Annotated in this window: 3 protein-coding genes; all 3 read right to left on the bottom strand. The window is 64.1% G+C overall.

Features of this window, described 5'->3' with window-relative positions; translation table 11 throughout:
* Window positions 1-84 precede the first annotated feature (84 nt).
* Window positions 85-7,374: an amino acid adenylation domain-containing protein gene (locus ACIPQ1_RS14970; RefSeq protein ID WP_446534372.1), complete on the bottom strand. Its 7,290-nt coding sequence runs from the start codon at window positions 7,372-7,374 to the stop codon at window positions 85-87.
* 248 nt (window positions 7,375-7,622) lie between these two features.
* Entirely contained in the window at window positions 7,623-8,888 is a 1,266-nt protein-coding gene (locus ACIPQ1_RS14965) for a glycosyltransferase (protein WP_411384848.1), read from the bottom strand.
* 544 nt (window positions 8,889-9,432) lie between these two features.
* Window positions 9,433-16,425, bottom strand: a 6,993-nt coding sequence (locus ACIPQ1_RS14960; protein WP_446534371.1) for an amino acid adenylation domain-containing protein, incomplete at its 5' end; no start/stop codon positions are given.

The following is a 16,425-nucleotide window of genomic DNA, read 5'->3' as shown; positions in this document are numbered from 1 at the left end:
TGTTTCACCTGTATCGAGCCCGGAACGACCGGGCGATGGAGTCATGCGGGGCCGTCAATCCGGCCCCGTGATCGTCGGTCATGGTCAAGCCAATGCGCCCATGGATTCGGCGTTCCTGGCCCGGGCCAGGTCCATCCGCGACTGGATGCATTGACCCACTCGCTCGATGTGCGGCTCGCGCATCATGGTCAGATGGTCGCCCTCGACGGCGACGCGCTGCACGTGCGGCGCAATCGAACGCCAGCCGCGGTACGGGTCGCGGAAGGCGGTGCCCACCAATTCGTGGGGGGCTTGCAGCACATCGGGCAGTTCGACATCCGCCGCGAACAGCGTGATAGGCAAATCCAGTGGCGGGAAGCGATAGTCCAGCAGCCCTTGCCAGTTGGCATGGAACACGCGGAACAGCTGATCGAGCGTCGCCAGGGTGATGCTCGCGTCGAAAATGCCCTGGTCGATGCCGTGCTGCCGGATCGCCGCGAAGGCCTGGGGGTCGTCCAGGGCGGCGAAGTCCAAGGCGTGGTAGGCGTATTCCTTCTGGCCGTCGCCGCTGAGCAGTTCCCACATGAACCAGTTCATGAACTCGCTGCGTTCAATCTGCACCTCGCCCTGGCTGACGCGCACGATGGTGTCCAGCAGGAACACGTTATGCAGGCGCCGTCCGCGGCGCTGCAACTCGCTCGCCAGTTCATACGCCACGACGCCGCCATAGGACCAGCCACCAATGTTCAGGGGGCCTTGCGGCGCGACCTGCTCGATGGCGTCGGCGTAGTACACCGCCTGGGCCTGCACCGATTGCAAGGGTTCACGGGCATCCCAGGTACCCGGCGCTTGCAGGGCATACAGGTGGACCTGGTCCTTGAGCACCCGCGCCAGTGCGGCATAGCACAGCACATGTCCGCCGATGGGGTGGACGAGGAACAACGTCGGACGGCGCGTGGCATTCTTGAAGTCAACCAGCGCGCCGGCGCCAGGGTGTCCGGTTGCGGTCTGTTGCAGCACCTGGGCGAATTCGGCGATGGTCGGCGCCTGGATGAAGTTGGACAGGGAAGGCTCCAGGCCTTGATGCCTGGCGAGCATGGCCACCAGTTGTACCGCCTTGAGCGAATTGCCGCCCAGCTCGAAGAAGTTGTCGTGGATGCTGATGCTGTCCAGGTCCAACGTTTCCTGCCAGTAGGCTTGCAGCAGATCTTCCATGGTATTGCGCGGGCCGATGAACGGACGCTGCAAGGTGGTCTGGACCTCTATCTTCTGTAAACGCTGCCGGTCGATCTTGCCCGTGGGCCCGAGGGGCAGCTTCGTGATCTTGACCAGTGTGTTCGGCACCATGTAGTCGGGCAGTGCCAGGCGCATTTCCGCCTTGAGCTGGTCCAGGTCCGGCTCGCAGCCCGGCAGGGGCTGGACGAACCCCACCAGGTAACGGCTGCCATCGGTTGCCAGCTTGTCAATGACCGCCACCTGCTCGATGTCGGCCCTGAACCGGGCGGAACCGAGCATGGCCACCTCGATCTCGCCGAGCTCGACGCGGTAGCCACGAATCTTGACCTGGGCGTCGCTGCGGCCCTGGTACACCAGATCGCCGTCGGGCAAGTAGAAACCGCTGTCGCCGGTTTCATACAAGCGTCGGGTCTGGCCTTCGAGCTGGCGATAGATAAAGCGTTCGTCGGTCAGGTCGGGGCGATTCCAGTAGCCATTGGCAAGGCCGGCCCCTTCGATGAACAGATCGCCCACCACCCCGACCGGGCACGGGTTGCCGGCCCCGTCGAGAACATGCATGCGCACGCCGTCGATGGGCGTGCCGATCGGCGGCATGCTCGGCCAGGTCGCGGCCGCGCCTTCAAGTCGCAGGCTCGTGACCACATGGGCCTCGGTCGGGCCATAGTGATTCTCGACATGGCAGTCGCCGAGGCGATCGATCAGGTCACGGATTTCGGCAGTGATTTTCAGCTGCTCGCCTGCCACATTGATCTGGCGTAGCGATGCCGGGTGGATACCGAGCTGCAGGGCAATCTCGGCCAGGCCCTGGAAAGCAACATAGGGCAGGAACAGGCGGTTGACCTGTTGTGCGTCAATAAACCTCAGCAAGCGGATGAAGTCATAGCGCAGCCCTTCGTCAATCATTACCAGCTCATGCCCGCTGGACAGGGTCGAGAAAATTTCCTGGAACGAAACGTCGAACGAAATGGGCGCGTACTGCAGCGTCTTCAGCGTATCGACATCCTGCGCCTGCTGGCGGTTTTGCCAGAGGATCATGTTGGTCAAGGCCCGGTGCGGCATGGCCACGCCTTTGGGGCGGCCGGTCGAGCCCGAGGTATAGAGCACGTAGGCGTTGTCTTCAGCCATGACGCCTGCGGCAATGGCGGCCACCCGTTGATGACTGCCGGCCAGGTTGTCGTCGAAGCCGGCGACCACGCTGTCCCAATGGCGCGTATCGGCCTGGTCTGCCAGGTTCATCGCCAGGCTCGCGGAGGCATCGGTGAACAGCACCAGTCGCGGTTGCGAGTCTTCGAGAATCAGTTGGATGCGTTCGTCCGGATAGCTCAGGTCGATCGGCACGTACGCGGCGCCGGCCTGCACGACACCGAGCAAGGCGACGATCAGGTCGGGCGAGCGCGGCATCATGATCGCGACCCGATCACCCTGGCCGATACCGTGCCGGTGCAGCCAGCCCGCCAGTTGAGCGCAAGCGTCCTGCAATTGACGATAGGACAGGCAGGCCTGGCCAAGGCTCACGGCAGTCTGCTCGCCATGCCGCGCGAAACTGTCCAGCAAGAGGCTCGACAGGTTGTCGTGGGGCAAGGCCGTCGTGGCCCTGGGCGTGGTTCGTTCGATGGGCGGCAGCCAGGCTGCAATGGTTGGTTTGGCCTCAGGGATGGCGATCATCAGTTCCAGCGTGCGAAGCAGGTAATCGGCATAGGCTTCGACCTGGCTCGTGGCGACACGGGCGGTGCGGTAGTCCATCTTCAACATCAGCGAACCGTTGGCCGGGTGGCGACCCAGGGTGGTCAGCAGGTCGTAGTTGCTCGCTTCCGTCGTTTCCCAATCGGTGAGGACCTCTTCGCCTTGGGCCAGCAGGTCCTTGAGCACATAGAAGTCGACGTAGTTGAACACCACGTTCAAGGCGACGTCGGTCTCGCGGTGAATCAACGCGAACGGGTAGCGCCGGTGGGGGAAAACCTGTCGTTCCTGGGCAATCGTTGCCCGGATCAACGCCAGCCAGCTCGGGCCCTGGCTGCTGAAACGTACCGGCAGGGTATTGAGGAACAGGCCCAGGACCGAGGCGGCATCTTCGAATTCCGGCCGGCCATGGCTGATCACGCCACACAGCACTTCCTTTTGATTGGACATGATCGCCTGGGCGAAACCGTGGGCCGTCAGCAGGACCGCGCGCAAGGGCAGGTCCTGGGCCTGGCAGAACGCTTCGAGGCGGGCCAGGTCCGCGGCGGGCAGCTCACGGTAGGCCGAGCGGTGCGGCGTCGAGTCTGGCGCCACGGCATGAATCCAGCTGGTCATGGCGGCGGCGGGGGCCTCATGCAAGTATTCGCGCCAGAACCGGCGGTGGGTCTGCGTTGCCGTGGCCTCTTGCTCCAGGACCACGAAGTCTGCCGGTGTGGTGGTCAGGGCAGGCAGTGCGTCGGCGCCAGGCGCCGCGGTGTAGAGCGTGATCAGGTCGCGCATCAAGGTGGCGACGCTCCAACCGTCGAGAATCGCATGGTGGAAGCTGAAGACCAGATCGATCTCGTCCTGCCCGACGAACACACAGAACTGATACAGCGGTGCCCGATGCCAGTCTTCGCGGTAGCGCTTGCGTTCCTCCACATAGGCGGCAATGGCCTGGGCCCGGGCATCGGGACTCAGCGGGCGTACATCGATGACCTGCACGGGAGGCTCGACCGTCGCGTGCACCCGGGCCATGGGCACCTCGGCGTGACCGATATCGAACGACATGCGCAAGGCCGGATGACGGCGGATCAAGGCGGCGCAGGCCCGTTCCCAGGCCGGCGCATCCCAAGGCAGGCGCAAGCGGTAGCGGAAGATGTCGTGATAGATCGCCGAGTCCGGGTGCATCATCGAGTGATAAATCATCCCGACTTGCAGCTGCGAAGCGGCAAACACGTCATCGAACACGCCTTCACTGGCCAGGCGGATCGCTGCCGGGACCTGGGCGAAAGGCTTCACGTGGGTCAAGGGTTCGAGCCCGCTGGCTGATGTTTGCCCGGCCTGCAGGACCTCGGCCAACTGGGCAATGGTCGGGGACTGGTAAACCTGCGCCAGGGTCAACGCAACGCCTCGTTCACGGGCGTTGATCTGCAAGTGAATGACTTTCAGGGAGTCGCCACCGAGCATGAAGTAGTTGTCATGGATGCCCAGCGTCGAGCGCTTGAGGTTGTCCCTCCACAGCTCGGCGAGCATCTGCTCCAAGGCCGTGCGTGGCGCTGTCGTATCGCAGCCCTGGGTGGCGGAAGGCTCGGGGAGGGCCTTGCGGTCCAGCTTGCCGTTGACACTCAGCGGGAACTGCTCGAGCGCCATCAGATGCCTGGGCACCATGTAGTCGGGCACCCGTTGGCGCAAGGTTTCCTGCAGTGCTTGCGGGGAGGGCGAGCATCCAGGTTCGCTCACCCAATAGGCGTTGAGGTACGCGTCACCGGCCTCCTGGCGGGCGATCACGACCACATCCTTGACCCCTTCGCACGCAAGCAGGTGGGCTTCGATCTCGCCCAGTTCGATGCGCAGGCCGCGAATTTTCACCTGGAAATCGTTGCGTCCCAAGTATTCGAGGCTGCCATCGGGCAACCAACGCCCGAGGTCACCGGTCTTGTACAGCCGGGCCTGGGGCTCGCTGCGGAAGGGGTCGTGGATGAACCGCTCGGCCGTCAGTTCGGGACGGTTCAGGTAGCCCCGGGCGACGCCGATGCCACCGATGTGCAACTCGCCGGCCACCCCCGGCGGCAGTTGATGCAGGTTCCCATCAAGGACATGCATCTGGATATTCGCGATGGGCCGGCCGATCGGTACGATGCCGTCGTGCGCATCGGGCCGGCAATGCCATGCCGTCACGTCGATGGCCGCTTCGGTGGGGCCATAAAGATTGTGCAACTGCACCGTCGGCAAGCATTCGGAAAAGCGCGTCTGCAAGGCATGGGGCAGGGCCTCGCCGCTGCACAGGACTTTCTGAAGCGTGGATAGGCGCCGGGGCTCCACCTGGTCGAGAAAGACCTGCAACATCGATGGGACAAAATGCAGCAGCGTGATGCCGGCGCTCGCCATGATGTCCATCAAGTAGCGCGGGTCCTTGTGCCCGTCGGGGGCGGCGACGATCAGTTGCGCGCCGCTGAGCAGCGGCAGGAAAAACTCCCAGACCGACACATCGAAACTGAACGGGGTCTTTTGCAGGATCCGGCTGTGTTCATCGACGCCATACGCATCGCGGGCCCAGAGCAAGCGATTGACCACCCCGTCATGCTGGTTCATCACGCCCTTGGGCAAGCCGGTGGAGCCTGAGGTGTAGATGACATAGGCCAGGTGCCGAGGCGTCAGCCCAAGCGCGGCGGCGTCCGGGTTGTGCGTCGGTTGTCGGGACAGTGCTTCAGGCTCGGCATCCAGGCACAACACCGGCACCGTCACGGCAGGCAGGCTGGCCAATAAGCCTTGGCTGGTGATCAGGGCACAGGGCGCGCTGTCGCTGAGCATATGGCTCAAGCGGTCGGCCGGATAACCTGGGTCCAGCGGCACGTAGGCGGCACCCGCCTTGAGAATGCCCAGCAGGCCGACCACCATTTCCAGGCTGCGCTCCATGCAGATGGCCACGCGATCGTCGCGGCCAACACCGGTTTCCAGCAGGGCATGGGCCAGGCGGTTGGCCTGGCGATTCAACGCGTCATAGGTCAGCGCCTGGTCCGCGAAGCGCACCGCGATCGCGTCGGGGCGAGCGGCGACTTGGGCTTCGATCAATTGATGGAGCAGCACATCCTTGGGGTAATCGATGCCGGTGCGATTCCATTCCTTGAGCAGTTGGCGCTCAGCGGGCGGCAGCGGGTCGAGGGCCGCGACTGACACGTCGAAATCAGCGGCCACGCCTTCCAGGATGTTCATGAAGCGGTGTTGCAAGGCTTCGATCTGCGGCGCGTCGAAATACGCCTCGTTGTAGATGAAGTGCATCCACACATCGTCTTCCGGCGCGGATTCACGTACGTGCATCGCCAGCGGGATCTGTTCGTAGCCATTGCTGAGCTTGACCGGTTGTGCCGGCGCTGGCCCGTACCAGGTGTCCTGGTCCTGTTCGTACGACACCACCACGTCGAACAACTGGCGCCGGCCCTGGTTCTGCAAGCCGAGTTCGCGGTTGAGCTCGCTCAGCGGAAAGCGCTGGTAGCGATAATCCTGCTTGAGCGTCAGGGCAATCTTGCCGACCAGGTCGCTGAAACTCAGGTCGGTGCCCAGGCTCAGGCGGACCGGGCTCATGCCGACGAACAAGCCCATCGTGGCCTTGTGGGCGGCATTGGCGCGGTTGAGGATGGGCAGGCCGATGACGATTTCATCCCGTTGCTCGGTGCGCGCAAAGTAGCTGTACAGCACCCCCAGCATGACGTGGAAGACCGTCGCCTGGCCCGTGGCCTTGGCGTTTTCGCCGAGGCGGTTGTAAAGCGCCCGCGGCAAGCGCCAGGCATGGTTCTGGCTGGGCGCCAGGCGCTGGCCGAATCGACCCGGCTGACGGGGTGCGAGCAGGGGCTCGGGCAGCGTGCGGTATTTCTCCAGCCAGTAGTGACGCTGGCGCTGGAACGAAACCGAGTCTTTGCTGGCGACTTGCTGCTCGACATAGGCTTGATAGGTCGGTGCCGTTGTCGTGTTTTGTGCCTGGTCGTGCAGGGCGGTATAGGCCTGGCTGAGTGTTCGGCCAATCATGGCGAAGGACCAGCCATCGATGATCAAGTGGTGGCAATTGACGAAGCAGTAGTGGAGGTCTTCACGGACCTTGACCAGGTCCGCGCGCACCAGCAGCCCATCGTCAAAGGAAAACGGGGTCTGCAGCTTGGCCTGCAGCAAGGCCAATGCGCTGGCCTCCGGGTTGGCATGGGCCGACACGTCGTGCAGCCCCAGCGGGACGTCTACCGGCCCCAGGAAGCGTTGGCGCGGCAGAGGGTGCTCGGTCGAGCCAGGCACGAGTTGGATCCGCAGGGCATCGTGGCCGTTGACGACCTGGTTGAAGGCCGTCTGCAACAGCGCGGCGTCGACCGCCCCGTTGATACGGGCATAACCGCCAATGTTGTACAACGGGCTATCGGCGTGCAGCACCTGGTCCAGCCAGATGTCCAGTTGCGGAGTGGTGAGGGGATACAGTACGCGCTCTGCGTTCGACGCGGGCAGGGTCTGGGGCATGGTGCTCTCCGTGGGCCGATCCGGTGGCCCGATGAAACGAATGAAAAAAGATGCCGTCAGGCCGTGATGCTGTTCACTCGAGAAAAAGCTAATCCTGTGGCGAGGGAGCTTGCTCCCGCTGGGCTGCGAAGCGGCCCCCAAAACGGCCATCGCGGTGTTTCGGGTTGATTGTGGCCAGCTTCCTTGGGGCTGCTGCGCAGCCCAGCGGGAGCAAGCTCCCTCGCCACAGGCCACTCATCGAATCGTGATTACGCGACGCGATACGTGGCGGCTCTGCGGGCGACGGCCTCCACTTGCAGCGCTGCCGCTTCGCGAGCGCTGTCGCCAGGGGTCATCAGTTGGCTGTAGCGGTCGCAACTGGCGCGTACGTCATGACTGTTGAGCACCGTGTCCAGGGCCGTCGCCAATGACTCGGCGGAGGCCGGTGCGAAGACCTGCAAGCCGCACCCCAGGCGCTGCATTCGCGCTGCATTGTCGAAATGGTCATGGGCAAATGGCGTGACGATCTGTGGCACCCCGGCGGCGATTGCCAAGGCCGTGGTCCCGACGCCGCCGTGATGCACCAGGGCCGCTGTGTGGGGCAGGATGCGGCTCATGGGGACATAAGGCCTGACCAGGATCCTGCCGTCGCTGGACAAACTTGGGTCTACCGCCTGGCTGGTCAGGAACACGCCGCGGCGGTCGATCGACTTCAGCGCTTGAGCCGCAGCGGCGAAATACTGTGCGGCATTGACCGTCGTCGAACCCGGGGTAAACACCACCGGCGGGGCCTCGCTCAAAAAGTCCTCCAGCTCGGCGTCTGGCGCCTCGAAGCCGGACTCATCGAATAACGGGAACCCGGTGAGCACCGTCTGGGCAGGCCAGTCTTGTTGGATCGGGGCGAACCAGTCCGCAAACAATCCCAACACCCGGTCAGGCGAGGAAATCCACCGACTGATGATGCGCTTGACCGGAGATAAGCCCAATTCGCGGCGAAAGCTGTTGAGCTCTGGCTTCATGAGTCGATCGAGGACGGTGTGCTCGATGACCCCCAGCAGCAGGCGTCTCAAGGGATACGGTACGAAGGTTGGCAGGTTCGTTCCCGGTGGATGGACGGGGCGCGCAAGGGGCGACCAGATGGCGAACGGTGTGACCTGGCCCGTGACCAGCGGGATGCCGTGCCGTTCCTGGAGCAGGCGGGCGGAAAACGCCCACAACGAACCCAGCATGACGGTGTCGTCGTCGCACGCTTGTTCCAGTAGCCGATACTGTTCGCGCAACGTGCCGCCGACGGTTTTCCATAGGGTGGGCAATGACGTGCGCGGATGCCACAGCGCCGGGTCAGCCATGACGGCTTGATATTCCTCGCGGGTGCCCAGGGGCAGGAACTTGAAGCCGCAGCGCTCGATCACAGGCGCGAATACCGCGCTGGCGCAAAAGGTTATCCGATGCCCGCGCGCGGCGAGGGTGCGGCCGATCCCGATAAATGGGTGAACGTCACCGGCTGAGCCGATGGCCGTAATGATCACATGCATAAGGCTCCCTTTTAGAGTGATCGTGCGGTGGGTGACAGTCCTGACCGGCGGGCGATCGGACATCGCCTGTGGATTCCATCCACAGAAACGATTCAGCTTGAGGGGTTATTTAAGCGGTTGCAGGTAGGAAACGTCTGTAGCGGAAAACGGGGACATTCCAGCCCGCAGATCAGGGGGTGAAACCTTGTGGGAGCGAGCCTGCTCGCGAAGGGTGGTTCAGCTTGCAACGATGCTGAATGTGCCGCCGTCATCGCGAGCAAGCTCGCTCCCACAAGGGGGGTTGTGTTGAATGCAAAACTCATCAGCGCCCCAGATTCCCTGTGGGAGCGAGCTTGCTCGCGAAAGCGGTGGTTCAGCTTGCAACGATGCTGAATGTGCCGCCGTCATCGCGAGCAAGCTCGCTCCCACAAGGGGGTTGTGGTGAATGCAAAACTCATCAGCGCCCCAGATTCCCTGTGGGAGCGAGCTTGCTCGCGATGACGGTGGGTCGGCTTCCACATCCTGGGCTGCCCAGCGAATCGCTCGCGGGACAGCCCAAGGTGGTCTATGACGTGGTAATGGTTTTCAACGCCTGGGAAATCGCCTCGCCCAACCGGGCCACATGGGGCGCCTTGACCAGTGTGTTGTGGTTGCCGGGCAGGGCCGTCACGCTCACCCGATCCGGCAACAACCCACGCCAGCCCAGGGTCGGGTCGCTGCGTTGCTGTTCACTCGCGGTGAACAACGACACCTTGAGTGGGCTGGGCGGGCTGACGTAGGCGCCGATGGCCAGGCGTGTGGCATAGGCGACGCCCAGGTGAGTGCGCAGCAGGGCGGCGTCGATGTCATCGGGCAACTCCTCCGGCAGCAGGCGATGGGTCATGCACAGCGCCAGCATCGCCTCGATGGCGGCGTGTTCCGCCAGCGCCGTCAATTGCTGGAGCAGATCAGGGTCGATGCCCTCGGGCAGCCAAGCCATCAGGAACTGCGCTTCACTGATCGATTGTTCAGGCACCGGATCCGGGCGGGCCGACGCATCGATGATGCCGAGGAACTCCACGGCTTCACCGCCGGCTTGCAGTTGACGGGCCATTTCATAGGCGATCAGGCCCCCGGCCGACCAACCGGCGATCCGGTACGGACCTTGTGGCTGGACCTGACGGATGGCCGTCAGGTAACGCGTTGCAATGGCCGGTACATCGGACAGCGGTGCCTCGCCCGCCACCAACCCACTGGCTGCCAAGCCATAGACCGGTACCTGGGGATCGAGCACCGGCGCCAGGTCCCGCGCATATTGCACTTCACCCCCCAGCGGATGGACCAGATACAGCGGCCGTTGGGAACCGGTACGGCGGATCGGCACCAAATTGCGCTGGGCTCCGGGGCGGGCCTGGCCGTCGAGGGTCCGGGCGAAACCGGCAATGGTCGGCTCGACGAACAGATCGCGCACGGCGATCGGTTTACCCAGGACTTTGCGCAGGCGAGAGGCCATTTGCACCGCCATCAGCGAAATGCCGCCGAGACTGAAGAAGTCATCGTGGCGGCTGATCCGCTCCTGTTTGAACAGGTCCCGCCAGAGGGCCGCGATGGCGGTCTCGGTGTCGCCCTGGGGCGCTTCGTAAGGCAGCGGCGCAGGGCCGTCTTCAGCGGTGACGGGCTGGACGACGGCATTGGCCGAGCGCTCCAGTGCCGGCGTGCTCTCCAACAACTGGCCGATGGATTGTTGTGCGTCGGTCACCAGGTTTTCCAGGACCTTGGCAAACAATCCGGCGATATTCTGCACGGTGGCAATGTCGAACAGGTCGTTGGCGTATTGCAGGCTGCCACCGATGCGCTCGCCATTGTCGATCAGCGACAGCGACAGGTCGAACTGCGTGGTGTTGTGGGGGCTCGCCAGGGTTTGCACCGCAAGCCCAGGCAATTGCAACGGTGCCGGTGGCGTGTTGTCCAGGCTCAACATCACCTGGAACAACGGGCTGTGGCTCATGCTGCGCGTCGGTTGCAGGGCGCTCACCACCTGTTCGAAAGGCAGGTCCTGGTGATTGTAGGCGGCCAGGGTCAGGTCCTTGATTCGCACCAGCAGTTCGTCGACGCGAGTGTCTTGCTCGGTGGTGACTCTCAACGCCAGGGTGTTGGCGAAGAAACCGATCAACGTCTCCAGCTCTGGACGCTGACGATTGGCCACCGGTGTGCCGACCACCACGTCGCGTTGGCCGCTCAGATGGCTCATCAACACCGACCAACCGGCCAGCAATACCATGAACAGCGTGGTGCCCTGGGCTTGGCTGAACGCGCGCAGATCGGCACTGAGCGAGGGTGAGAATGCGCAACTGACGATACCGCCAGCATAACTTTGTATCGTTGGGCGCGATCGATCCAGCGGTAGGTTCAACAGCGCGGGGGCACCTTCCAGATGTTGCCGCCAGAAGTCGATTTGCGCCTGTAGCGCCGCGCCTTCAAGGGACTGTCGCTGCCAGGCGGCGTAGTCCACGTATTGCAGCGGCAGGGGCGGTAACGGATCCTTCAGGCCCTGGGTAAATGCGCTGTAGAGGACACTGACCTCACGGGCCAGCACGCTGTTGGACCAGCCATCGGAAACGATGTGGTGCAAGGTGATGAACAGCACGTGTTCCTCATCCGCCAATTGCACCAGGCGGCCGCGCATCAGTGGCCCGAGGGTCAAGTCAAACAACTGCGTAGCGTTGATCCGGCCGAGGTGCTCCAGCGTGGCCTTCTGTTCATCGGGTGCAATCGCGCGCAGATCCTGCTGTTCCAACTGGAAGCCGTGGTCGGCGGGTGCGATTTTCTGCAACGGTTCGCCGTCCACCAGTTCGAACCGGGTACGCAGGGTTTCGTGACGCGCCACCAGGCGATCGAGGGTTGCTTGCAGCGCCGCTGTGTCCAACGCTCCATTCAAGCGCAAGGCCAGTGGCAGGTGATAAGCGGCCCCTGCCGCGTGATCCAGGTGATCAAGGAACCACAACCGCTGCTGGGAGAAGGACAGCGGGAGTCGGCCTGAGCGATTGGCCAACGGAATTGACGTCGCCTCGGTTGTCGATGCGCCCTGGACCAGGGCGGCGAGGCCTCGCACGGTCGGCGCGTCGAACAGTTCACGCAGGGTAACCCGCGCGCCCAGTTTGCGGCGCAGTCGCGACAGCAATTGCACCGCCAGCAGCGAGTGGCCGCCGAGTTCGAGGAAGCCGTCATGGCGGCCGACCTGATCCAGGTGCAGCAAACCTTTCCAGATCTCGGCAATGGCGATTTCGGTGTCGCCCTGGGGCGCCTCGTAGGTTTTGCTGGCCAGCGAATCCTGGCCGGGGGCCGGCAGGGCGCGACGGTCGAGCTTGCCGTTGGCGGTCAGGGGCAGGGCATCGAGGTGGACGAAGGCGCTGGGCACCATGTACTCCGGCAGGCCGCTCAACAACGCGCTGCGCAGTTGCTCGGCCGGGACCGGTTCGCCGCAGACATAGGCGACCAGTCGCTTGCTGTCCGAATCGCCTTGGCTGTCCTCCCGTGCGATCACCACGGCCTCGCGGATACCCGGGTAGGCCACCAGGGCGTTTTCAATCTCCCCCAACTCGATGCGGAACCCACGGATCTTCACCTGGAAGTCATTGCGCCCCAGGTATTCCAGCGTGCCGTCGGCCAGCCAACGACCGAGGTCGCCGGTCTTGTACAACCGTGCGTTCGGCTCGCTGCCGAACGGGTCGGCCACGAAGCGCTCGGCGCTCAGCGCTGGACGGTTCAGGTAACCCCGGGCCACGCCGGCGCCGCCGATGTGCAGTTCACCGGCCACGCCCAGGGGCGTCGGTTCGCCGCGGGCATCGAGCACGTGCACCTGGACGTTGGCAATCGGCCGGCCAATGCTCGGACGTTCGCCGAGGTCACGGATCAGGTCGATGGTGGCGTCCACCGTGCATTCGGTCGGGCCGTACATGTTGTAGAAACGGATGCTCGGACAGTCGCGCAGTTTCGTCCAGGTCGCGGCGTTGATGGCCTCGCCACCGAGCAGCACGCTCACCGGCTGGTAGCTGCTGCGTTCCAGCAGGCCGGCGGCGAGCAGGGTGTCGAGCTGCGATGGCGTGGAATCGAAGGCGTGCACCTGATGTTGTTCGAGGAAGTCCAGCAACTCGTGGCCGCTGGCGCGGATCAGTTGCGGGATGATCACCAGCCGGTGGCCGGAGAACAGTTGCGAGATGCCCTTGATCGACATGTCGAAGAAGAACCCGGCGTTCAGGGCCACGGTGGCCGGGCTCGGGCAATGCTGGTGGGTGGTGCGGGTCAGCACCTGCCAGAAGTTGAACACCGAACGGTGCTCGACCATCACGCCCTTGGACTGGCCGGTGGAACCGGAGGTGTAGATCACATAGGCCAGGTGATCGGCTGTCAGGCCCGCTATCTGCGGGTTGACGTCAAAACCAGCGTCATCCGCCGCGTGCAGCGACTCACGGATATCGAGCCACAGCAGGGGCAGATCGCCGGAGGGCAAGGACAAGGCCGACTGGGTCAACAGCGCCCGTGGCTGGCTGTCCTGCAGCATGAAGGCCATGCGCTCGGCGGGATGGGCCGGGTCGATGGGCACGTAGGCGGCGCCGGCCTTGAGCACGCCGAGCAGGCCGACGATCATGTCCAGGCTGCGCTCGGCACAGACGGCCACGCGCTGATCGGGTTCGATGCCGAGGGCGAGCAACTGGCGGGCCAGGTGGTTGGCGCGGCGATTGAGCTGGCGATAGGTCAGTTGTTGCTGTTCGCAAACCAGGGCCACGGCGTCGGGGTTGGCCTGGACCTGGGTTTCGAACAGGTGATGGATCGGTTGCGCGATGCCGAAGTCGCTGGCGCTGCGGTTGAAGTCTTCCAGGAGTAACTGCCGCTCGCTGGGGGGCACCACGTCTAGCTGGCTGGCGAGGCGGTCCGGGGCGTGTTCAAGGGCTTCGACCAAGGCGGTCACGGCCTGGGCGAGATAGGCGGCGATGCGTTGCGGGTCGATGCCGGTGATGGATTGGGCGGTCAGGGAGAACCCGCTGCCCACATTTGCCACGGCAATCTCGATGGGGTAATTGGTGCGGGTTTCGGAGGCGATGAAGTGCATGCCTTCGTGGTCGCCCATGTCTTCGGCGATTTCCCCGGATGCGTTCACCAAGTCGCCATGGCGGCAGTTGAGAATCACCGTGAACAGCGGCAGCGAGGCATCCACCGCGCTGCAACGCTGGGCCAGGGCCAGGGACGCCTGTTCGTGGGTCAGCAGTTCACTGAGTTGCTGGTAGGCGTCGCGGACAATGTCGCTGACGGAGTTTTGCTGCAGGCGAATGCGCATCGGCAGGGTGTTGATGAACATCCCCAATGCGTGGTCGGCACCGGCGGTGCCTTGGGAGCGGCCCGACAGCACCGTGCCGAAAATCCCGTCGTCGCGTCCGCTGGTTGCCGCCACCACCAGGCCCCAGGCCGCATGGAACAGCACGGAGGTCGGGACCCCTTGAGCACGTGCCGTTCGATACACCTGGGCGCTGAGGTCGTCGCTCAGGTGCTTCACGGCACGCTTGATTCCCGCACCGTTGCCCCTGACATCCAGCACGCCGTAAGGCGCGGTGGTGGCGTCGACATCGGCCAGCAAGCGGCGGAAATAGGTTTCGTGATCGGCCTGGGAAACGCTGGCGGCCTGGGCGATGAAGTTACGGTAAGGCTGGGAGGGCGGCAGGCTGTTGGCCTGGCCGGCCAGGATCGCCTGAATTTCCAGCATGATCAGGCGCAAGGTGACGTTATCGCTGACCAGGTGATGGTCGAGCAACGCCAGCAGCCATTGTGCCTGGGGCTCGTCGTAGATGATGTACGCCGCGATCAGCGGAGCCCGTTGCAAGTCGAGTCGCAGGTGATGGGTGTCGGTATGGTCCCGGAGGGTCTGCATGGCGTCTTCGCCGGGGACGCCGTCCAGGGTCACGACCGGCAGTTGCGCCTGGCGATGCACGACTTGCACCGGTTGCGGCAGGCCGTGCCAGCGCAGGGCGGTGCGCAGGATGTCATGACGGTCAATGACCACTTGCACGGCGGCTAGGAAGTCGTCGAGCACCTGGCGACGGCTGAATGTCACCACGGTGCGCATCAGGTAGGCGTCGCCTTCGGACTGCAACAAGTGGTGGAACAGGATGCCTTCCTGCAACGATGACAGCGCGTAGATGTCTTGCACATTGCCGGCGCCACCAGGGACGTCGGCAACGATCTGCTCTATTTCCCCCTGGCTGAGGGTCACCAGCGGCAGCATCTGCGGCTCGATGGTCGTGCAGTCGGCGGGGATCAGGTTCGCCGGGATCACGTGTTGGGTGTTGCTGCCACCGGCGAGGACGGCGGCCATGGCCTTGAGTGTCGGCGCGGAGAAGACCGTGCGCACATCAAGTTGCAGGCCGGCCTGCCGCAAGCGCTCGATCAGGCTGATGACCAGGAACGAGTGGCCGCCGAGTTCGAAAAAGTGATCCTGGCGACCCACTTGCTCAACCCCGAGCAACGTCTGCCAGGCGTTGGCCAGCGTCGTCTCGATATTCCCCAGTGGTGCTTCATAGTGCTGGCTCGCGGCGGCAGACAAGTCCGGTACCGGCAGGGCGGCGCGGTCGAGCTTGCCGTTGGTGGTCAGGGGCCAGGCGGCCAGGGCCACGAAAGCACTGGGCACCATATGCTCGGCCAGCACGTTTGCCAGTTGGCTGCGCAAGGCCGAAGACTCAAGGACCGCTCCTTCATGAGCGATCAGGTACGCCACCAGGCGTTTGTCGCCGGGCTGGTCTTCGCGCACGATCACCAACGCTTCGCGAACTTCGGCACAGTTGAGCAGTTGCGCTTCGATTTCCCCGAGCTCGATACGGAAGCCGCGGATCTTGATCTGCGAGTCGTTGCGCCCGACGTAGACCACGCCGCCATCGGCGCGGTAGCGAGCGATGTCGCCGGTGCGGTACAACCTTGCGCCGGACTCAAAGGCGTAGGGGTCGCTGATGAACCGTTCGGCATTGAGCGCCTCGCGGTTCAGGTAATGCCGGGCCACGCCCGCGCCGCCGATGTAGATTTCGCCATTGACGCCCACCGGCACCGGTTGCTGGTACTCGTCGAGAATGCGCAGGCACAGGTCGGGCAGTGGCGGGCCGATCAGGCTGGGCGCGCCGGTGTCGATTTCCAGCTGGCTGATCGGGTAGTAAGTGGCGTGCACGGTGATTTCGGTGATGCCGTACATGTTCACCAGACGGGTGCGTGACAGCGCCGTGCGTGCGGTCCAGGGGCGCAGGCTGCGGAAGTCCAGGGCCTCGCCGCCGAAGATCACTTCGCGCAGGGCGTGTTCCTGGTCGCTGCGCCCGCGGGCTTCAATGAACTGGCGGAAGGCGCTCGGCGTCTGGTTCAGGATCGTGACGTGCTGCTGGCAGACCAGCGCATAGAAGTCATCGGGCGAGCGGGCGACGTCGCTCGGGACGATCACCAGCTTGCCGCCGTAGCTCAGCGCGCCCCAGATTTCCCAGACCGAGAAGTCAAAGGCAAACGAGTGGAACAGCGTCCATACGTCGTTGTGGTCGAAGTCGAACAACCC

This window comes from Pseudomonas sp. LARHCG127 (assembly GCF_052871455.1).
This window is presented reverse-complemented; position numbering and strand designations above follow the sequence as displayed.

Bases quoted from the DNA above. Each gene is read 5' to 3' on its own strand.
- ACIPQ1_RS14970 (WP_446534372.1), bottom strand. From the start codon at position 7,374: ATGCCCCAGACCCTGCCCGCGTCGAACGCAGAGCGCGTACTGTATCCC.
- ACIPQ1_RS14965 (WP_411384848.1), bottom strand. From the start codon at position 8,888: ATGCATGTGATCATTACGGCCATCGGCTCAGCCGGTGACGTTCACCCA.